General features: G+C 47.3%; 21 protein-coding genes. 17 read left to right on the forward strand and 4 right to left on the reverse strand.

Translation table 11 applies throughout. The annotated features are described in order from the left end of the window. Positions 1-59 precede the first annotated feature (59 nt). The 8 genes from OTK50_RS17415 (at position 60) to OTK50_RS17450 (ending at position 8,407) form a co-directional block, all read left to right on the forward strand. Complete coding sequence (locus OTK50_RS17415; RefSeq protein WP_045206834.1) at positions 60-1,682, forward strand: ATP-binding protein; 1,623 nt, start codon at positions 60-62, stop codon at positions 1,680-1,682. Next, the gene (locus tag OTK50_RS17420; RefSeq protein ID WP_003156219.1) at positions 1,657-2,328 is read left to right on the forward strand and encodes a response regulator; all 672 of its coding nucleotides are present in this window, start codon (positions 1,657-1,659) and stop codon (positions 2,326-2,328) included. Before OTK50_RS17415 ends, OTK50_RS17420 begins: the two co-directional genes overlap by 26 nt. Before the next feature lie 108 nt (positions 2,329-2,436). Next, the gene (gene dctP, locus OTK50_RS17425) at positions 2,437-3,693 is read left to right on the forward strand and encodes a C4-dicarboxylate transporter DctP (protein ID WP_032872974.1); all 1,257 of its coding nucleotides are present in this window, start codon (positions 2,437-2,439) and stop codon (positions 3,691-3,693) included. 185 nt (positions 3,694-3,878) lie between these two features. Continuing rightward, on the forward strand, positions 3,879-4,928 hold the full coding sequence (locus OTK50_RS17430) for an AI-2E family transporter (RefSeq protein ID WP_007410215.1): 1,050 nt from the start codon (positions 3,879-3,881) through the stop codon (positions 4,926-4,928). 101 nt (positions 4,929-5,029) lie between these two features. Beyond that, entirely contained in the window at positions 5,030-5,956 is a 927-nt protein-coding gene (locus tag OTK50_RS17435) for an ABC transporter ATP-binding protein (RefSeq protein WP_012116860.1), read from the forward strand. Further along, a complete protein-coding gene (locus OTK50_RS17440) occupies positions 5,949-6,716 on the forward strand; it encodes an ABC transporter permease (RefSeq protein ID WP_038457021.1) in 768 nt (255 codons plus the stop codon). Before OTK50_RS17435 ends, OTK50_RS17440 begins: the two co-directional genes overlap by 8 nt. A gap of 94 nt (positions 6,717-6,810) precedes the next feature. Beyond that, positions 6,811-7,146, forward strand: coding sequence for a hypothetical protein (locus OTK50_RS17445; RefSeq protein ID WP_032872980.1), 336 nt, complete (start codon positions 6,811-6,813; stop codon positions 7,144-7,146). A gap of 115 nt (positions 7,147-7,261) precedes the next feature. Continuing rightward, on the forward strand, positions 7,262-8,407 hold the full coding sequence (locus tag OTK50_RS17450; RefSeq protein WP_224224044.1) for an acyl-CoA dehydrogenase family protein: 1,146 nt from the start codon (positions 7,262-7,264) through the stop codon (positions 8,405-8,407). Between the two features lie 25 nt (positions 8,408-8,432). On the opposite strand, the gene fbpB is transcribed toward OTK50_RS17450, so the two are convergent. Together fbpB and OTK50_RS17460 are read right to left on the reverse strand one after the other, a co-directional pair. Beyond that, positions 8,433-8,579, reverse strand: coding sequence for a Fur-regulated basic protein FbpB (gene fbpB / locus OTK50_RS17455; protein ID WP_003156206.1), 147 nt, complete (start codon positions 8,577-8,579; stop codon positions 8,433-8,435). Next, the gene (locus tag OTK50_RS17460; RefSeq protein ID WP_032872984.1) at positions 8,566-8,745 is read right to left on the reverse strand and encodes a Fur-regulated basic protein FbpA; all 180 of its coding nucleotides are present in this window, start codon (positions 8,743-8,745) and stop codon (positions 8,566-8,568) included. The genes fbpB and OTK50_RS17460 overlap by 14 nt, the downstream gene beginning before the upstream one ends. 215 nt (positions 8,746-8,960) lie before the next feature. On the opposite strand from OTK50_RS17460, the gene OTK50_RS17465 reads away from it, so the two are divergent. Beyond that, positions 8,961-9,854 (forward strand): cation diffusion facilitator family transporter, encoded by an 894-nt coding sequence (locus OTK50_RS17465; RefSeq protein ID WP_239033881.1) that lies wholly within the window; start codon positions 8,961-8,963, stop codon positions 9,852-9,854. On the opposite strand, the gene OTK50_RS17470 is transcribed toward OTK50_RS17465, so the two are convergent. Further along, positions 9,851-10,168 (reverse strand): thioredoxin family protein, encoded by a 318-nt coding sequence (locus OTK50_RS17470; RefSeq protein ID WP_045206843.1) that lies wholly within the window; start codon positions 10,166-10,168, stop codon positions 9,851-9,853. The genes OTK50_RS17465 and OTK50_RS17470 overlap by 4 nt on opposite strands. Before the next feature lie 153 nt (positions 10,169-10,321). Between OTK50_RS17470 and OTK50_RS17475 the strand changes: the two genes are divergently transcribed. From OTK50_RS17475 to OTK50_RS17495, 5 genes are all read left to right on the forward strand, one after another. Beyond that, on the forward strand, positions 10,322-11,407 hold the full coding sequence (locus OTK50_RS17475) for a D-alanine--D-alanine ligase (protein WP_003156199.1): 1,086 nt from the start codon (positions 10,322-10,324) through the stop codon (positions 11,405-11,407). Between the two features lie 76 nt (positions 11,408-11,483). Next, positions 11,484-12,854 (forward strand): UDP-N-acetylmuramoyl-tripeptide--D-alanyl-D-alanine ligase, encoded by a 1,371-nt coding sequence (locus tag OTK50_RS17480; protein ID WP_105938069.1) that lies wholly within the window; start codon positions 11,484-11,486, stop codon positions 12,852-12,854. Positions 12,855-13,184: 330 nt separating this feature from the next. Then, the gene (gene cshA / locus OTK50_RS17485) at positions 13,185-14,669 is read left to right on the forward strand and encodes a degradosome RNA helicase CshA (RefSeq protein WP_032872993.1); all 1,485 of its coding nucleotides are present in this window, start codon (positions 13,185-13,187) and stop codon (positions 14,667-14,669) included. Between the two features lie 116 nt (positions 14,670-14,785). Continuing rightward, positions 14,786-15,265 carry a PH domain-containing protein gene (locus OTK50_RS17490; protein ID WP_224224046.1) on the forward strand — a complete coding sequence of 160 codons (480 nt, stop codon included), beginning with the start codon at positions 14,786-14,788 and terminating at the stop codon, positions 15,263-15,265. Next, a complete protein-coding gene (locus OTK50_RS17495) occupies positions 15,255-16,721 on the forward strand; it encodes a PH domain-containing protein (protein ID WP_045206845.1) in 1,467 nt (488 codons plus the stop codon). Before OTK50_RS17490 ends, OTK50_RS17495 begins: the two co-directional genes overlap by 11 nt. Here the strand turns inward: OTK50_RS17495 and OTK50_RS17500 are convergent. After that, positions 16,718-17,317, reverse strand: coding sequence for a rhomboid family intramembrane serine protease (locus OTK50_RS17500; RefSeq protein ID WP_003156193.1), 600 nt, complete (start codon positions 17,315-17,317; stop codon positions 16,718-16,720). The genes OTK50_RS17495 and OTK50_RS17500 overlap by 4 nt on opposite strands. 92 nt (positions 17,318-17,409) lie before the next feature. On the opposite strand from OTK50_RS17500, the gene acpS reads away from it, so the two are divergent. The 3 genes from acpS to alr all read left to right on the forward strand — a co-directional run bounded on the left by acpS (position 17,410) and on the right by alr (position 20,233). Continuing rightward, positions 17,410-17,775, forward strand: coding sequence for a holo-ACP synthase (gene acpS / locus OTK50_RS17505; RefSeq protein ID WP_007609580.1), 366 nt, complete (start codon positions 17,410-17,412; stop codon positions 17,773-17,775). A 164-nt stretch (positions 17,776-17,939) separates the two neighbouring features. After that, entirely contained in the window at positions 17,940-18,947 is a 1,008-nt protein-coding gene (locus OTK50_RS17510; protein ID WP_007410230.1) for a LolA family protein, read from the forward strand. Positions 18,948-19,063: 116 nt separating this feature from the next. Then, a complete protein-coding gene (gene alr, locus OTK50_RS17515; protein ID WP_038457028.1) occupies positions 19,064-20,233 on the forward strand; it encodes an alanine racemase in 1,170 nt (389 codons plus the stop codon). Positions 20,234-20,244 lie beyond the last annotated feature (11 nt).

Here is a 20,244-nt window from a genome sequence, read left to right on the forward strand (position 1 = left end):
TCTATAACAAGCATAATCGGGCGGGCCGTTTTCGTAAAGAGACGGAAAGGAAGAGGCCAATGACGAAAAAAAAGCTCACCATCCGCTGGAAAATCACCATACTTTCGTATATCGTCGTGCTTTTTACCTTTTTGATCGTCGGCATCGTGCTGATCGGCAATATTCAGCATACAGAGGAGCGCGAGCTGAAAAAACGGCTGATGAATACCGCGCGGACGGTATCTGAGATGACCGATGTCAAACGCGCCCTCGAGCAGAAAAAACAAAGGGATGACGTGCGCCATGCGGTCGAAGAAATAAGGATCATCAATGAAGCGGACTACATCGTCGTCATGGATATGGATCATATCCGCTATTCGCATCCCGTCAGCACAATGATCGGAAAGCGTTCAAGGGGTGAGGACGAAGCCGCGGCGTTCGCCGAGCACATTTATTTTTCCGAAGCAAAGGGAGAGATCGGCACCGCCGTCCGCGCTTTTTATCCCATCAAAGACCGGGATTTGAATCAGATCGGCGTCGTTCTGGCCGGTAAAACGCTGCCCGGATTCGGTGAAATTCTTCTTCAGCTGAAACATGAAATACTGTTTATCGTTCTGCTGGCGCTCGGGTTCGGACTGGCCGGCTCCTTTTTGCTGGCCCGCCACATCAAAAAACAAATGTTTTGGCTGGAGCCCCATGAGATCGTGAGAATGTATGAGGAACGGACCGCTACGTTTCATTCAATGAATGAGGGCGTCATCGCGATCGATAATCAGCATCATATCACCATTTTTAATGAAAAAGCGAAGCAGATATTCAATGTCAGACAAGAGACCGATGGCAGGCTGATCTGGGACGTGTTAAAAGATTCCCGCCTCCCTGAAATCGTCGAGCGGAACCGAGCGGTATATAATGAAGAAATCCAAGTCAGCGGAAAGGTGATCATGAGCAGCAGAATTCCGATCGTCATGAAAAAGAAGGTCATCGGAGCCGTCGCCATTTTTCAGGACAGGACGGAAGCGGCGAAAATGGCGGAAGAACTGACCGGCGTGAAAAATTTTGTCGATGCGCTCAGAGTTCAAAATCATGAACATATGAACAAGCTTCACACCATCGCGGGACTGATTCAGCTCGGAAAATCAGAAAAAGCGCTCCAGCTTGCTTTTAAGGAATCGTCAGAACAAGAAAGCGTCACCGATTTTCTTCATCAGGCCATTCAGAATGACGCTGCGGCGGGGCTGTTGTTAAGCAAAATCAAAAGAGGAAAAGAGCTCGGCATTTCTGTGACAATTGATGAAAACAGCAGTTTCTCGGCATTTCCGGAGCATGTCGACCAGCATGACATCGTCGTCCTGCTCGGCAATTTAATTGAAAATGCGTTCGGCGCATTCGAAACAGCGGACACGGAGGACAAACATATTGACATCAGTATCGAGCAAAATGATGAAGTGCTTGCTATATTAATAGAAGACAACGGAAGCGGGATTTCCGATCAGCACATCCCGCGCCTTTATGACAAAGGGTTTACCGTCAATAAAACGGGAGGAACGGGATACGGCTTGTACCTCGTCAAACAAATCGTCGACAAAGGGATGGGCGTCATTGAAGTCGACACACGGCAGGGACAGGGAACGGCATTTTCTATTTTATTTCCGATGAAGGGGGAGGAATCATTCGATGGACATCAAGGTGCTGCTTATTGAAGATGATCCGATGGTACAGGAGGTGAATAAAGAATTTATCACCGGTGTTTCGGGGTTCAGCGTCATCGCCACGGCCGCTGACGGAGACGAGGGAATCAGGCTTATAAAAGATCTGCGGCCCGGGCTCGTGGTATTAGACGTATACATGCCGAAAAAAGACGGAATTAAAACGCTCCAGGAAATCAGAAAACAAAAGCTCGAAGTGGACGTCATCATCGTCTCGGCCGCAAAAGACAAAGAAACAATCCAGCTTATGCTGCAAAACGGTGCGGCCGACTATATTTTGAAGCCGTTTAAGCTGGAGCGGATGAGACAGGCGCTCGAAAACTATAAACAATATAAACGGAAAATTGAAGAGCATGACACCATGTCGCAAGAGCAGCTTGACATGCTGCTTAAAATTCCGCAAAATCCGTCCCGGGATCTGCCGAAGGGGTTAAATCATTTTACGATGAATGAAATTTTGACCTATATGAAACAGCAGACGGAGCCGCTTTCAGCTGAAGAAGCCGCCAAAGCGCTCGGGATCGCCAGGGTGACGGCGCGGCGTTATCTTGATTTTCTTGAGAAAGACGGCCAGATTAAGCTCGACATTCAATACGGGGGAGTGGGCCGGCCGGTTAACCGCTACAAATTCGTCCGCTAGCCGAGACCAAAAAGACCAAAATGTCCGTTATGATCATAAGCTTCCCCTCTTTGTGTGAAAACGCTATCATTTTCGTATAGACGCAGCGAGAGGCAAGGGGGAGTAGGGATGAAAATTTTCAAAAATCTTACGGTGCAGGTTATCACGGCGGTTATCATCGGCGTCATTGTCGGACTCGTATGGCCAGAGGCCGGGAAGCAGATGAAGCCGCTCGGCGATACATTTATCAATGCGGTAAAAATGATTATCGCACCGATCATATTCCTGACGATCGTGCTTGGCATCGCCAAGATGGGAGACATGAAAAAAGTCGGCAAAGTCGGGGGAAAAGCATTTATTTATTTTGAAGTCGTGACCACCATCGCCCTTATTATCGGACTTCTGGTCGTCAATATCATGAAACCCGGTGAGGGGCTTGATTACAGCAAGCTTGAAAAAGGGGATGTCTCTCAGTACACGCAAAACGGGGGACAGGGGATTGACTGGATTGAATTTATCACTCACATCGTTCCGTCAAATATGGTTGACGCTTTCGCAAAAGGCGACATTCTTCAGGTCTTATTCTTTTCTGTTTTATTCGGTGTCGGCCTGGCGGCGCTCGGTGAAAGAGGCAAAAGCATTATTGATTTCTTTGATAAACTGTCGCACGTTTTTTTCAAAATCATCGGCTACATCATGCGCGCGGCGCCGATCGGCGCATTCGGGGCCATGGCCTATACGATCGGGCACTTCGGCCTTGATTCCATCAAGCCGCTGGCGAGTCTGATGCTGTCTGTATACGTTACGATGTTCCTGTTTGTATTTGTCGCTTTGAATATCATTTGCAAACTATTCGGTTTCAGCTTGTGGAACTATCTCCGTTTTATTAAAGATGAACTGCTCATCGTTCTCGGCACAAGCTCTTCTGAGTCCGTCCTTCCGCGGATGATGGATAAAATGGAGCGCTACGGCTGTTCCAAATCGGTTGTCGGCCTTGTCATTCCGACGGGATATTCTTTTAACCTGGACGGCACCTCGATTTATCTGTCCATGGCGACGGTTTTTCTGGCGCAGGTGTTCGGCGTTGACCTTACCATCGGCCAGCAGGTTACGATCATTCTCGTGCTGATGCTGACATCAAAAGGCGCGGCGGGCGTAACCGGAAGCGGATTTATCGTACTCGCCTCCACTTTATCGGCGCTTCAGGTTATCCCGCTGGAGGGACTGGCGCTGCTCCTCGGCGTCGACCGCTTTATGAGTGAAGGAAGGGCGATCGTCAACCTGATCGGAAACGGAATCGCCACCATCATCGTAGCCAAGAGCGAAAATGAGTTTGACGAAACGAAAAGCACACAGGCCGTAAAAGAAATGAAAACGGCGGTATAAAAGGAAAGGAACGGCATGCATCGGGCATGCCGTTCTTTTTTTCGGCCTCCATGAGTAAAAAAGATAAATTTGTTTAAATTTATTAGGAGGTGGACAAAGACCTTAGCGTCATTTTGTTATATAATTTACAATTAGAGAGTGAAAGATGAAATCTAAGGGCTTTTTGTCCTAGCAGGAGTGTATAAATGGCGGCTATTTTTAAATTTTTTCAGCATCCGGGTGTCAGACGTTTTTCCGTTTTTCTTGTTTTGACTGGGGTGTTAGTTGTATTCCGAAGTATGATTAATTTGATTTTGCTTACGTTTATTTTTACTTTTCTGATGGATCGGCTGGAGACTGTCATCCGGCACGTGTTGAACCATTTTTTCCGGATCAGCCAGAGGGTGGTCATCACCGTTTTATATATTGCGCTGGCTGTCGGGGCGACTGTCGGAGGCTTTGTCTTTTACCCGATTGTTGCCAAGCAGATTGAACAGCTGATTAAGCAGATCAAGCACATCGCGTATCATCCCGATGTCATTCCGTTTTATGATGAGATATCGAGCGTGTTCGGCGATATCAATATCGGTTCCTATGTAAAAGAAGGTTTTAATGTACTGTATACATACTTGGCCGATATCAGCACTTTCGGTTTGCAGGTCGTGATGTCACTGATTCTCAGCATGTTTTTCCTGTTCGAGAAAAAGCGGCTCACGGAGTTTATGAAAAAATTTCAGCACAGCAAGCTGTCTGTTTTTTACTACGAACTTGCTTATTTCGGTAGCAAATTTGCGAGAACATTCGGCAAAGTGCTTGAAGCCCAATTTATTATCGCGCTGGTGAACTGTATCCTCACCTTGATCGCATTGGCGATTCTGCATTTTCCGCAGCTGTTCGGCCTTTCAATCATGGTCTTTTTCCTCGGGCTCATTCCCGTGGCGGGTGTGGTGATTTCGCTCATTCCGCTCAGCATCATCGCGTATACGACGGGCGGCGCAGCGTATGTCATCTACATCGTGCTGGTCATTTTCGTCATCCATGCGATTGAGACGTACTTCCTTAATCCGAAACTGATGTCAGCGAAAACGGAACTGCCGATCTTTTTTACCTTTACGGTTCTGATTTTCTCGGAACATTTCTTCGGTATCTGGGGCTTGATTATCGGAATTCCGATTTTTGTGTTCCTGCTTGATATTCTGGATGTCGTCAATAATGAAGAGAAGGAAAAAAACGGACCGGTCCCGGATAAGACATAACGTCGGCTCCGGCTCTTCACGAATATATGACTAATGTTATAATGCAGACAGTGCCTATGTACGGGCACTGTTTATTTTTTGTGAAAAAGGAGGAAGGCTGTATGACTGAGCCGATTTTACATATTGAAGGCCTTGACAAAACAATAGGCAAAAAGCACATTTTAAAAAACATCAGCATGGATGTCAGGCAGGGCGAGATCATCGGTTTGCTCGGTCCGAACGGGTCGGGAAAAACCACACTTATCCGAATCATCGTCGGTCTTTTAAAGAAAAACAGCGGCACGATTACAATTAACGGCTTTCAGCACGATGCTGATTTCGAAAAAGCGCTTGAATCCGTCGGAGCGATCGTGGAAAATCCTGAATTCTACCCGTACCTGACGGGGTGGGAAAACCTGAAGCACTTTGCCAACATGCACAAAAACATCAAAGAGGACAGGCTTCAGGAAGTCATCGAGCGGGTCGGGCTCACCAACGCCGTTCATGACAAAGTTAAAACGTATTCCCTTGGTATGCGTCAGCGTCTCGGGATTGCGCAGGCCATTCTTCACCGTCCGAATCTGCTCATTTTAGATGAACCGACAAACGGGCTTGATCCCGGCGGAATGAAGGATTTCCGCGATCACTTAAAGGAACTCGCGGAGCTTGAAGGGACGAGCATCCTTTTTGCGACGCATTTATTGCGTGAAGTGGAGGACCTTTGCGACCGTGTCATCATCATTCAAAAAGGTGAGATCAAAACAGAGGTTGTTCTGCGCGGCGCTGAGGAAAAAGAAGAAAAAGCCGTCCTCGACATTCAGCCGGCTGACGAAGCCTTCGAATGGCTGTCCCAACAGCAGTTTGCTCCGGAGAAAAACGGCGGGGGCATCACCGTCACCGTAGCGAAGAAGGACATCCCGGCATTAAACCGTGCGCTCGTCGGACAAGACTTTCTCGTGTATTCCATCATGCCGTATGCGGAATCGCTGGAGGATGAATTCATGAAAGTGACGACGGCGCTTCAAGAGGAGGGGGAGACGAATGTTTAAATTGACAGCGAATGAGCATATGAAGCTCTTTAACCGAAAAGTCTCATTAGTGGCGCTGATTCTGATGGCCGTTCTCCAATTTATTATGGCGCTTGTCATTAAACGGCTTGTCATCAGTTCCGGAACGGATGAGAATTTCATCGGCTATATGGCGTACGCGCCCGGGCTGAATATTCTGCTTGAGGCGTTAACAATCGTGATCGCGGCAACGATCATTTCCGCTGAATTTGATAAGAAAACGATCAAATTTCTGTTAATCCGCCCGGTAAAGCGGGAGCGGATTTTTGTATCTAAACTCATTACCGTATTTTTGGTCAGCTTGTACCTGTATGCGGCGTACTATATTCTGTCTCTGCTGTTCGGCATGGCTTTCTTCGGCATGTCGGTGACATCTGAATCAGGGACGCTTCTTATGAACACCCTGAAAGTAATCGGCACGAACTGGGTCGAGGCGTTTGCGATGGCATGTTTTGGCTTGTTGTGTTCTTCTGTATTCCGAAACAGCGCAACGGCCGTCATTTTGTCATTTATCGTGCTGTACGGCGCAAAATCACTCGTGACAATTATGTCGCTCTTCCAAAACAAATGGGGAAGTTTTCTGCTGTTCGCAAATACTGATCTGACGCAATATATGAGCGGGGCGAAACCGCTGTTTGCGGGAATGACGCCGTTATTTTCCGCAGGCATTATCATTATCCATATCGTATTCTTCTTAGCCGTCGCTTGGTGGAGCTTTTGCAAACGCGATGTTCGGGTATAAAGTAAAGGAATGACATTTTTGTGAAAAAGATCACGATAAATCAATAATTTATGCTATTTTGATTTATAATAAAGGTAATGACGGAGGTGCTCACTTGAGAAATTTTATTACCGCATTACCGATTGTGTTATTGCTTGGTTTTTCCTTTGTGTCATTCATGTTCCAATTCGAACATCTTGTTTATTTCAGACTTGCGCTGGGATTGTTTTCTACAGTGGGGCTGTTTCTCTTATATAAATTGAAGACGGGATTCCGTTATTTCATCATCTACCTGTATGCAAGCTGGATCGTGCTTGCGGCGGTTACCGCGTTTGAAGAGCCGATTTTTTCAAGCTTTTTCTTTGGCGGGCTTGTGATGACGATGGGTTATCTCACATATATGCTGATTTATCTCGGGCTCAAGCAGGACCGCGGCCCGGAAGCAGTCTGAACGCGCTATTCCATGGAATAGCGCGTTTTTTTTGTACAGCTTCACAGTTGCGAAACGAGACTTGAATCTCTATAATACTTATTAACTTTATCGGAATTATAATGGGGGGATTCCAGTGTCTTTATGGATACAGAATGAACGGCAGAGGGAATGGATGGAAAAAATCGGCCTGCTTGCAGACGAATTTCAAACAACAGCCGCGCTTGATGATGAGGCGGGCCGTTTTCCCGCGGAGAAAATTCAAATACTGCGCGACGCAGGATATACGGCGTTAACAGTACCTGAGGCATTCGGCGGTGCAGGCATTTCCGTTTATGATATGGTGCTGTTTCAGGAACGGCTGGCGCGGGGAGACGCGGCCGTGGCTCTCGGAATCGGCTGGCATTTATCCGTCATGGGTGAGCTCGGAGAAGGAAACAGCTGGGATGAAGATGTCTTTTCATTTATCACAGAAGAGGTGAAAAAGGGAGCTGTCCTGAACAGGGCAGCGACGGAACGGCAGACCGGCAGTCCGACGAGGGGAGGAAGACCCGGCACCTCCGCTGTCAAAAAAGACGGAAAATGGGTGCTGAACGGCCGAAAAACCTTTACAACCCTTTCGCTGACTTTGGATTATATGCTTGTGACGGCATGGATTGAAGAAAAACAAACGACCGGTGTTTTTCTCATTCATAAAGATCAGGCAGGCGTTTCAGTCGAAGAAACATGGGATATGATTGCCATGAAGGCGACCGGAAGCCATGATCTCCTTTTAGATCATGTCGCGGTCAGTGACGAGCGGCTTGTGGAGCTTATCAGCGGGCCGAGAGCGGCGAAAGTGAATGGCTGGCTGCTTCACATTCCCGCTGCTTATCTGGGTATCGCTCAAGCGGCAAGGGACTATGCCGTCCGGTTTGCATCCGAATATTCGCCGAACAGCCTGAACGGACCGATTAAAGACGTGCCGGCCGTTCAGCAGCGTGTCGGGGAAATGGAGCTCGAATTGTTAAAAGCGAGACAGTTTCTCTTCACGGCGGCGCAAATGTATGATGACCCGAAACGCCGTCCTTTCATCAAAAGCGAGCTCGGCGCCGCAAAACATATTGTGACATATGCCGTCCTTTCTGTTGTTGATAAAGCAATGAGAATCACCGGCGCAAAAAGCCTGGAGCGAAATAATCCGCTTCAGCGGTATTATCGGGATGCCCGGGCCGGCCTTCACAATCCGCCGATGGACGATGCGGTCATCGGCAAATTAGCGGCGGAAGCCTTTGAGCAATAAAAAAAGAGCCTGAAAAAGGCTCTTTTTATGTATGGCTGTTGTGCCGGAGCAGTTTTTGATGCTTGCGGTCAATTCTGTCATAGATCACATTCATCAGCTTTTGATTATTCATAATGGCCGCCTTGTTTTCTTTTATCAGCTGTTCGTATGTTTTTATTTTACGTTTCGCCATAAGTCCGCACCTTCCTAACATATTTGTATTCGCTTTCTAATTCTCCGAGCGATAATTCATATAAATGCCGTTCCGACTTTTTGTATATTCCGTTATTGATCAGCAAATGGATCAGATGTTTTTTTCGTCCTTCAACTGATGATCTGAGCTGAGGAGAAGACCTCATGATTACCCTCCTAATCAAATGATATTGAGAATCATTATCAATTAATGAAAGTATACAATGGGCATATTCATATGTAAAGGAAAAATACCGCCAATTTTTCGACAAAAAGTTTCCCGGGGAATAATGCTGTCGAATTGATTTGATTCTGTCAGATCAAAGCTGCTATTTTTCCGCTTTTCCATCCATACTATGAATGAGAATGGAGGAGTCCTTACATGAATGATCAAACGGCAAACTTAAAACGGGGTGAGAAAGGCGCGATTCTTAATATCGCCGCGTACCTCATCCTTGCCGCCGTCAAACTGGTGATCGGTCTTATTTATCATTCTGAAGCGCTCAGAGCGGACGGGTTAAATAATGCCACGGATATTGTCGCATCACTGGCTGTGCTGGTCGGGCTCCGGATTTCCCAGCGCCCCGCGGACAGTGATCATGCCTACGGACATTATCGGGCTGAAACAATTTCTTCATTAATTGCGTCTTTTATTATGATGGCGGTCGGTATTGAAGTGCTGATCGGAGGAGCAAAGGCGATTGTCAGCGGAACGAAGGCCGAGCCGAGCTTCATCGCGGCATGGACGGCGCTCGGAAGCGCGATTGTAATGTACGGCATGTATGTATATAACAGCCGTCTTGCGGATCGGGTTAAAAGTTCTGCGCTTCATGCGGCGGCGAAAGACAGCCGTTCTGACGCCTATGTCAGTATTGGGGCGTTTATAGGCGTCTTAACGGCCCGGCTTCATCTGCCGTGGATTGATCCGGTCATTGCTTTTCTGATCGGAATCATCATCTGTAAGACGGCATGGGACATCTTCAAAGATGCTTCCCACTCATTGACGGACGGGTTTGATCTGAAAGATTTGGAGCCGTATAAACACACGGTGAAAGAAATAAAAGAGGTCAGCAGGCTGAAGGATGTGAAAGCAAGGTATTTGGGGAGCACGGTTCATGTGGAAATGGTCATTACGGTAGATCCGGGGCTGTCTGTGAAAGAAGGCCATGAAGTAGCCGATGAAGTCGAATATGCAATAAAACATGAACATGATGTGACTCATGTCCATGTTCATGTAGAGCCTGAAGTCATAAACAAAGATCGTGAAACGAATTAAATATGCTGTGATAAAAACTCTGTGACTTCTTCGGGCGTTTTCGCGTTTGCGCTGTGAAGATGCGCTTTCTTTTCACCGTTTTTAAAGATCAGAAGGCTCGGTATGCCCATTACCTGATATTTGTCGGCAATCTCAGGGAGCTCGTCTCTGTTCAGCTCATACCAATCATTTTGATTATATTCTTCCAAAATATCGCCGATGAACATATTCATGCGCGTGCAGTCAGGGCACCAGTCAGCGAAAAATTTCACGATGATTTCCTTGTCGGATTGAATAAGTTCATTAAATTGTTCTGTTGTACTGATTTTTTTCATATGACACATCTCCTTTTCCATGCCATTTTAATATAAAATAAAAAGGAATTACATACAAATGCTTTCATATTCAGAATGCCCAAAAATAATTAGATCATTTTCTGAGGAAAGTGATAAGATAGTAAAGATGAATTGTTGTGGGGGGAATATCCATTGAAAACAAGTCTAGGATTGGTGTACGGCGGAAAGTCAGCCGAACACAATGTATCGCTGCAGACAGCATTAGCTGTAACAAAAGCGCTTAATACTGAGAAGTTTGATATACATCCGATTTACATCACTGAAAAAGGAGAATGGCAAAGAGGCCCGCTGCTGACTGAGCCGGTATCCAACGTGAAAATGCTTCAGCTGGAACAAAATGGTGAAAGTTTCGCTCTATCAGCATTGAACCGGGAAATGTTTCCTGAAGCGTCGCCTGACGAAAAGGCGCCGATCGATGTCGTATTTCCGCTTCTGCACGGACCGAACGGTGAAGACGGCACCATTCAGGGTCTGCTGGAATTGCTGAACGTTCCTTATGTCGGCAACGGGGTGCTTGCATCATCAGCCGGCATGGATAAAGTCATCATGAAGCATTTGTTCGCTCAAGCGGGGCTTCCGCAGGCGAAGTACGCCGCTTTCTTAAAAAAGGACTGGAAACAGACGCCGGACAGCTGCTTACAGCAGGTTGAAGAGGAGCTGGGATATCCGTGCTTCGTCAAACCGGCGAACCTCGGATCAAGCGTCGGAATCAGCAAATGCCGAAACCGTGAAGAGCTTGAAAAAGCCTTCGAACTGGCTTTTGAGTATGACCGGAAAATTGTGGTGGAAGAAGGAATCGCCGGAAGAGAAATCGAAATCGGCGTACTCGGAAATGACGAACCGAAATGCTCCGCCGTCGGTGAAATCGCGCCGAAAACCGACTTTTACGATTACAAGGCGAAATATGAAGACGGCGACACGGATTTAATGATTCCCGCGCAAGTGACGGATGAACAATATGCGGAAATCAGCGAAATGGCGATTAAAGCCTTCAAAGCGATTGACGGATCAGGCCTTGTCCGCGCCGATTTCTTCCTGACCAATGACGGTCAAGTGCTCATTAACGAAGTGAACACAATGCCGGGCTTTACGCCATTCAGCATGTTCCCGCTGCTTTGGAAAGAAGCAGGTGTAGATTACAGTGATCTGATCGAACAGCTGGTTGAGCTGGCAAAAGAACGCCATGCCGAAAAACAGCTGATTAAACATACATTTTAATGAAGACGGACACTGCCTGAAGGGGCAGTGTCTTTTCCCGTAACAGATAACATTTTCAGAAAGCGAGGTGCCACCTTTGATAAAGCGAACTGTAAAGCGAATTGCAGACATGGTCAAAGGCACACTGACAAATCCCGTATTTGAACAAACAATGATTGAGGGCGCCGCAACCGATACGCGGACTTTGGAAAAAAATCAGCTGTTCATTCCTTTAAAAGGCGAGCATTTTAACGGCCACACCTTTGTGCCGCAAGCATTCGAAAAAGGCGTTTCCGCGGTATTGTGGGACCGCTCTGAACCGAATCCGCCGGAAGAGCGTGCTGTCATCCTGGTCGATGACACGCTGGAGGCGCTGCAAACATTGGCAAAAGCTTATTTAAAAGAGCTCGGCACACGGGTTATCGGGGTGACCGGGAGCAACGGAAAAACGACAACGAAAGACATGCTTCACGCCGTTCTCGGCACTCAGTACCGCGTTCACAAAACCGCCGGCAATTTCAACAATCATATCGGCCTGCCGCTGACTGTGCTTGCCATGCCTGAAGATACAGAAATCGCCGTTTTAGAAATGGGAATGAGCGCGAGGGGCGAAATTGATTTTCTGAGCCGTCTTGCTGAACCGGAAGCTGCCGTCATTACCAATATCGGCGAATCCCACATGCAGGATTTAGGCTCAAGAGAAGGAATTGCGGAGGCGAAACTTGAAATTATAAACGGACTTCGGGAAGACGGCGTTCTGTTTTATTTCGGGGATGAGCCGCTGCTTCGCCAAAAGGCGTACACTTGCCGGACAACGACATACGGCGCAGGCGCGGACAATGATCTCCGCCTGAAAGAAATAAAACAGGCGGAAGAAGGCACGTACTTTAATATCGACGGGATCGACCGTTCTTTCTTTATTCCCGTTCTCGGCAGACATAATGTGATGAATGCCATGGCCGCATACGCCGCCGGCATCTATTTCGGCATTACGCCGGAAAATGCCGCTCTGGGACTGAGCCGCCTGAAGGTGACGGGGATGAGATTGGAACTGGTCAAAACGGACAACGGCATCTCGATCGTAAACGACGCGTATAATGCGAGCCCGACGTCAATGAAAGCGGCGGTAGAATTAATTGAAACGATGAAAGGCTATCGGAAGAAAATGCTCGTGCTCGGTGATATGCTTGAACTTGGTGATGAAGAAAAAGCATTCCACGAAGAATGCGGAGCTGCGGTCAATCCGGCGGAAATCGACCATGTATTTACTTACGGCACACTCGGCGCATTCATCGCTGACGGAGCGCGCCGGCATTTTGAAGAAGGGCGCGTCAGCCATTATCTTGACAAAAAAGAACTGCTTCACGCCATACAGGAAATGGCCGCTTCCGGCGATCTCCTTCTGTTTAAAGCATCGAGAGGTATGAAGCTCGAAGAAATCGTTAAAGATTTATTAGAGAAGAACTGAAAAAATACTGATCAGCATTATAAAAATATACAAAAATGAAGAAACTAATTCAGGGTGAAATAATTCTGTCCGTATGAAAAAGAAAGACCGCCGGCTGGGAAATCCCGTCCGGCGCGGGGGCCGGCCTCGTTCGCGGGAAGAATCCGGTCAGGCCGCTTCCGGCCGCCTGACCATCTCGCCTTATTGAAAAACACATAGTGTAATGGTAAGATTAAACGTAAAGTAATTCGGGCTTTGTATACGTATGATCCTGTCCTTTGGATGAAAGGGCGGTTTTTAGTGGTAAATCACGACATTACTGAAACAGCAATTAGAAGGAGTTTGAATAATTTGACTATAACGTTTCAAGATTTTCAATTAAGTTCTGATCTCATGAAGGCAATTAATCGTATGGGGTTTGAAGAAGCAACGCCGATTCAGGCACAAACGATTCCGCTCGGACTTTCAAATAAAGACGTCATTGGACAAGCGCAAACAGGTACAGGTAAAACAGCTGCGTTTGGTATACCCCTTGTTGAAAAAATGAACCCCGAGTCTCCTAATATTCAAGCAATCGTAATCGCGCCAACCCGTGAATTAGCCATTCAAGTATCTGAAGAGTTATATAAAATCGGACAAGATAAGCGTGCGAAAGTGCTGCCTATTTATGGCGGACAGGATATCGGACGTCAGATCCGCGCATTGAAGAAAAACCCGCATATCATCGTAGGTACGCCGGGGCGTCTTCTTGACCATATCAACCGCCGTACGATCCGTTTAAACAACGTGAATACGGTTGTCATGGATGAGGCTGATGAAATGCTGAACATGGGATTCATTGATGATATTGAATCCATTCTCTCAAATGTACCGAGCGAGCACCAAACGCTCTTATTCTCAGCAACAATGCCTGCGCCGATCAAACGGATCGCAGAGCGTTTCATGACTGAGCCGGAACACGTAAAAGTAAAAGCGAAAGAAATGACTGTGTCCAACATTCAGCAGTTCTACTTGGAAGTGCAGGAACGCAAAAAATTCGATACCCTGACTCGTCTTCTTGACATTCAGTCTCCGGAACTTGCGATCGTATTCGGACGTACGAAACGCCGTGTCGATGAGCTTGCTGAAGCCCTGAACCTTCGCGGATATGCGGCCGAAGGAATTCACGGCGACTTAACGCAGGCGAAACGTATGGTTGCGCTTCGTAAATTTAAAGAAGGTGCGATCGAAGTGCTTGTAGCGACTGACGTTGCCGCCCGCGGACTTGATATCTCAGGCGTTACCCACGTTTACAACTTTGACGTGCCTCAAGATCCTGAAAGTTACGTTCACCGTATCGGAAGAACGGGACGCGCAGGAAAAACGGGTATGGCGATGACGTTTATCACACCGCGTGAGAAAAACATGCTTCGCGCGATCGAACAAACGACAAAACGCAAAATGGACCGCATGAAAGAGCCGACGCTTGACGAAGCATTAGAAGGTCAGCAGCAGATGACGGTTGACCGTCTGCGCACGGCGATCAGCGAAAACAACCTGAACTTCTACATGACGGCAGCTGCGGAATTGTTAGAAGATCATGATGCAGTGACAGTTGTGGCTGCAGCCATTAAAATGGCGACAAAAGAGCCGGACAGCACGCCTGTACGCCTCACTGATGAAGCGCCGATGGTCAGCAAACGCTATAAAAACCAGCGTACTTCTAAGCGCAGAGAAGGCCAAGGCGGCGGCTACCGCGGCGGCAAAGGGAAAACCAACAACCGTTCTTCCTACGATAAAAAACGCTCAAGCGACCGCCGTTCTTCAGGTGACAGACGCCAGAAAAAATCATACTAAGACACAGGAAGCGGACCCTTTTACGGGGTCCGCTTTTTTTTGATATGCCGGAAAGTGAATCTTTTTTGCAAATCAGCCGTATTTGTATGTATGATAAAAAATGGGAGGTAGGTATGTTGAGAGCACAGCCAAAAAATCGAATCAGTCCAAGCGGCTTAAAAGTCTGGCGTCTTCAGGAAATCATCCTGTCCGCCTTCTGTCTTCTGGCCGTTATAGCAGCAGCTGTTTTAAGCTATTTCTTCCATTGGCCGTATTGGATCACCGGAGTCCTCGGCATCATTTGGATATTCGGTTCAGTGATATCCGTCTATGCCATACCGAAAATCAGGCACAGGATCTGGCGCTATGAAGTCCATGAAAATGAAATTGATATTCAATCCGGCATTTTTATTGTCAAACGGGTCATTGTGCCGATGGTGAGGGTGCAGCACGTAGATACTTCACAAGGCCCGCTCCTCAGAAGGTATCGTCTGGCCTCAGTCAAAATCTCCACGGCGGCAACCGTTCATTCCATTCCGGCGCTTGATATGGAGGAAGCTGACCGGCTGAGGGATTCCATTTCCCGTCTGGCAAGGGTGACGGAAGATGATGTCTGAGCCGAAACGTCTGCACCCGGCGGCCGTGATTTTGAACTTATTCCATATTATTATCGAAACCATTAAAAACATTATTCTGCCATTTTTTCTCGTCTATATTGTTAATTCCAACCACTTCATCCGCTTTTACGGAGGCATTGCGCTCGCCGTCCTGCTTATCTGGCTGATTACGGCTAGTGTGATCGAGTGGAGAAAATTTACATACCGGATTGAGGACGGAGAATTCAGAATTGAAGAAGGCTTGTTTTTTACGAAAAAGAGATACATCTCCATTGACCGGATTCAATCAATGAATACGAGTGCCGGCATCATTCAGCAGCTTTTTAAGCTTGTTAAGCTTCAAATCGAAACGGCCGGCGACGGGAAAAACGCCGAGGCTGTCTTATCCGCCATTACTGTGGAAGAGGCGGAACGGATCAGAGCGGCTGTTTTTCAGCAAAAAGCGGAGCAAGAAGAACGAGGGGAGACCGAAGCAGAGCAGGAGCCGATGCGCGGGGAAGATGTGCAATCCGTTTACCGCCTGTCTGTAGGTGAGCTGCTTATGGCCGCCTCAACATCCGGGGGAATCGGTGTCATCATCTCAGCGGTATTCGCCCTCTTTTCTCAGATTGATGAAGTACTTCCGATGGACTGGCTCTATGACAGGTTCTCCTTTCTCAAGCATGCGAGCATCGGCATATACGCCGTGATCATTTTCATAGGATTGTTCATCGCCTGGCTGTTAAGCATCGCCGGTATGATGATCAAGCATGCCAACTTTAAGATAGAAAAAAAAGAACACGAATTGGTCATTACCAGAGGAATTATTGAAAAACATCAAGTGACGATCCCGCTCCGTAAAATCCAAGCCATTAAAATGAAAGAAAATGTGATCAGGCAATTATTCGGATACGCGACGGTTGCGATTGTCAGCGCCGGCAGTGCGGGGAATGAGAAAGAAGGAGCTCAGACGATTCTGTTTCCTATCATCCGCAAATCAAAGCTCGGTGTGATGCTGAACGGTTTCACACCGGATTACGTGCTGGAAGAAAACCGGAATCATTTGCCGAAAAGGGCGTTGCGCCGGTATTTATTCCGATCCATAATCTTCTCGGTTTTCGTGATCATCCCGCTTTGTATTCTGTTTAAACCGTGGGGATATGCATCGCTCCTCGTGCTTCCTGCCGAACTGGTGCTTGGATATGCCTCGTTTAGGACAGCGTCATGGTGCATCAACGGCGGCAGGCTTCAGATCACCACGAGGCTGGTCGGGAAGACGACCACGATTATGCTGAGAAGAAGAATGCAGATGTTTGAAGTCAGCCGCTCCTTTCTGCAAAAAAGAAGGCGGCTCGCATCTGTGGCTACCGCAGTGAAATCAGCTCACCACATGGAGCATGTCATGCTGAAGGATGTCAGCGAGGAAGATGCCGAACGCATCGGGCGCTGGTATTCATATGAAAAAGCGGACGGTTAATACCGCCGCTTTTTTTGCTGCACGCATAAAAAGGAAAGCAAAAATCCGCCTGCCAGTCCGAACAAATGCGCCATAATGTTAATATTAGAGTTGATAAACGTCGACAGCACCGCGATGATAAGCAGGGTCATAATCATTTTCGACTGATCCCGGCCGATCAGCTCCTTGCGGAAAACAGTCAGAAACACATACACGCCGAAAAGTCCGAAGATCGCGCCGGATGCGCCGACATGCACATAATCAAGCGGCTCGGCAAGATACGTGCCGATATTGCCGATGATGCCCGATGCGATGTACACAATCAGAAAACGGACTTTTCCGAGCATCTGCTCAAGCGGGGGCGCGAATAAAAAGAGAGACATGGAGTTAAACAAAAGGTGAGTGAAATTCGCGTGTAAAAACATCGGTGTCACCAGCCGCCACCATTCTCCCGAGGAAACGCCGTAATTATAGCCGGTCACAGCATCTGACCACATCATGACGGAATGAAGCGGCATACTGAAAAACAGCCACAAGAACGCCTGCAGCGCCAAAATACAGCTGACGGCCGGATAACGTCTGATAAAAGTCTGGAAATTTTCCGTTCGTATAAACATCGCAAGCCCCTTTGCATCTGATTTGTTACATATATAGTAACACGTTTATGACATAAACCGTTTTTTAGTACGGACTTTTAGGAGGAATTCACATGATTTTCGGAATCGGAATCGACATCGTTGAACTGCACAGAATTGAAAACATGCTCAGCCGGCAGGCGAGGTTTCCGCAAAGAATATTGACGGAGGCTGAATACGCTCGTTTTACATTGCTGTCGGACAAAAGGAAAATTGAATTTCTCGCGGGAAGATTTGCGGCAAAAGAAGCTTTTTCGAAAGCATACGGCACAGGTATCGGCAAAGAGCTCAGCTTTCAGGATATTGAAACCGGAAACGACACGGCGGGAAAGCCTGTGCTGGCCTGCGCCAAGCTTGACGGCGCGGCGGTTCACGTCTCCATTACCCATACAAAAGAATACGCCGCGGCACAGGTCGTGATTGAAAGGTTGTCACGCTAGTCTGCATATTAGCCGGAACCCCTTCATATATTTGATAGTGCATTAAGGGAGACAAGTTGTTTGAGGCTTTTATGGTACGCGTCCGTCCGTTCAGGGCGTACCGTTAAAGTCAAACAAGCGATTTCTTCCCTTTACATCAATTGAGAAGAAGGGGTTGAAAAAAGGTGAGAAAAAGCTTTGTTTTGCTTTTAACGGGACTGCTTGCCGTCCTTATTCTTTCGGCCTGCGGCCAAAAATCACAGGAAGATATCGTGAACGGTTTAGATAAGAAGGCGAAAGAATACACCTCGTACAAAGCGAAAGCCAAAATGACCATCGAAACGGGGAGTGATCCACAAGTATACAATGTGGAAATCTGGCATAAAAAACCTTCCCTGTACCGGGTCTATTTGGAAAATCCGAAAAAAGACCAAAACCAAGTCATCTTACGGAACGCCAACGGAGTCTTTGTCCTCACGCCGTCTCTAAATAAGAGCTTCCGCTTCCAAAGCGACTGGCCGAATAACAGCAGCCAAGTATATTTGTTTGAGTCACTTGTAAAGGACGTGCAGCATGACAAAGACGCCGTCTATTCCGCCAAAGATAAAAAGTACACGTTTGAAACAAAAACAAACTATCAGCACAACAAAATGCTTCCGACTCAGGAAATCACTTTCAACAAAAAGGACATGAGCCCATCGCTCGTCAAAGTCATGGATACAGACCGGAAAGTGATGGTAAAAGTCGAATTCAAAAGCTTTGAATTCAACAAGCCGTTTGATAAAGACTCTTTTGACGAGAAGAAAAATATGACGCTTTCCCAGATGGACGTCGCCACAAGCGCCAAGCCGTCTGATTCATTTGCGGTCAAAACACCGCTTCAAGTGCCGGCCGGCGTCAAAAAGCTTGAAGAGAAAGATATTTCAACGGCGGACGGCAAACGGATCGTCATGACTTACGGCGGAGAAAAATCATTCACCCTTATTCAAGAAAAAGCCCATATCGCAAAAGCCGCCTCTGCCGTCACGCTGAAAGGCGAACCGGTTAATCTCGGCTTCACGGTGGCCGCATTATCTGATACGTCTTTAACGTGGACATATGACGGAGTGGATTATCTTCTGTCATCACAGGATCTGACAAAAGATGAAATGGTGGCCGCCGCCAAAAGCATGCAGGGACAGTCGTCAAAATAACGTCAAAAAAGAGGCCGCCGCTGTCGGTCTCTTTTTTGATTCCATTTCACTTTGCAGAATAATTTTAGTATGATAATAACAATATGAATTGAAAATAATGCTAGGAAGTGTATCGAATGAACACAGCATCCTTTTACAGAGAAACGTGGGCGGAAATCAACCTGTCCGCGATTAAAGAAAATGTCACGCATATGAAAAAACACATCGGGCAAAACGTCCATCTCATGGCGGTTGTAAAGGCGAACGCTTACGGCCACGGAGATTTGGAAGTTGGGAAAGCCGCGCTTGAAGCGGGTGCCTCTTGTCTTGCCGTAGCCATACTGGATGAAGCAATTTCATTGAGAAAACGGGGCATTACAGCGCCGATTCTCGTGCTTGGCGCCGTGCCGCCCGAATATGTACAAGCAGCTGCCGAGTATGACGTAACACTCACGGGGTATTCTGTTGAATGGCTTCAGGAAGCTGCGCGCCACCTCGGAAGTGAAACAGTGCCGTTTCATCTGAAAGTCGACACCGGCATGAACAGACTCGGAGTCAAAACGGAGGAAGAAATCCAAAGCGTGTTAAAAATCCTCAGCCAAAATCCCGGTTTAGTCTGTAAAGGCGTATTCACCCACTTTGCTACCGCGGATGAGAAAAACAGAGATTATTTCCTCTTCCAGTTTGACCGCTTTAAAAAATTGATCGCTCCGCTCCCTTTAAAAGAATTGATGGTGCACTGCGCGAACAGCGCTGCCGGACTTCGTCTTAAAAAAGGCTTCTTTAACGCGGTTCGTTTCGGCATCAGTATGTACGGGCTTCGTCCTTCTGCTGACATCCAAAGCGAAATTCCGTTTCAATTAAAACCGGCTTTTGCGCTGCACTCTGTTTTATCCCATGTGAAAAAGATCCGCAAAGGGGAAAGCGTCAGCTACGGCGCAACATATACGGCAGAGAAGGATCAATGGATCGGAACGGTTCCCATCGGCTATGCGGACGGGTGGCTCCGCAAGCTGAGCGGCACGTCTGTGCTGATCGGAGGCAAACGGATGAACATCGCGGGAAGAATCTGCATGGATCAATTGATGGTCGAATTAGATCAATCTTATCCGCCGGGCACCAAAGTCACCCTGATCGGCAGCCAGAAGGAAGAAACGATCACGATGGATGAAATCGCAGGGCGGCTTGAGACGATTAATTACGAGGTCCCTTGTACCATTAGTTCCCGCGTTCCCCGTATGTTTTTGGAAAATGAGAGTATAATGGAAGTAAGAAATCCTTTACTGCAAGATAATACAAACAAGTAGCCGTCATCCGG

Source organism: Bacillus sp. NEAU-CP5, from assembly GCF_026420705.1.
GTDB lineage: Bacteria > Bacillota > Bacilli > Bacillales > Bacillaceae > Bacillus > Bacillus velezensis.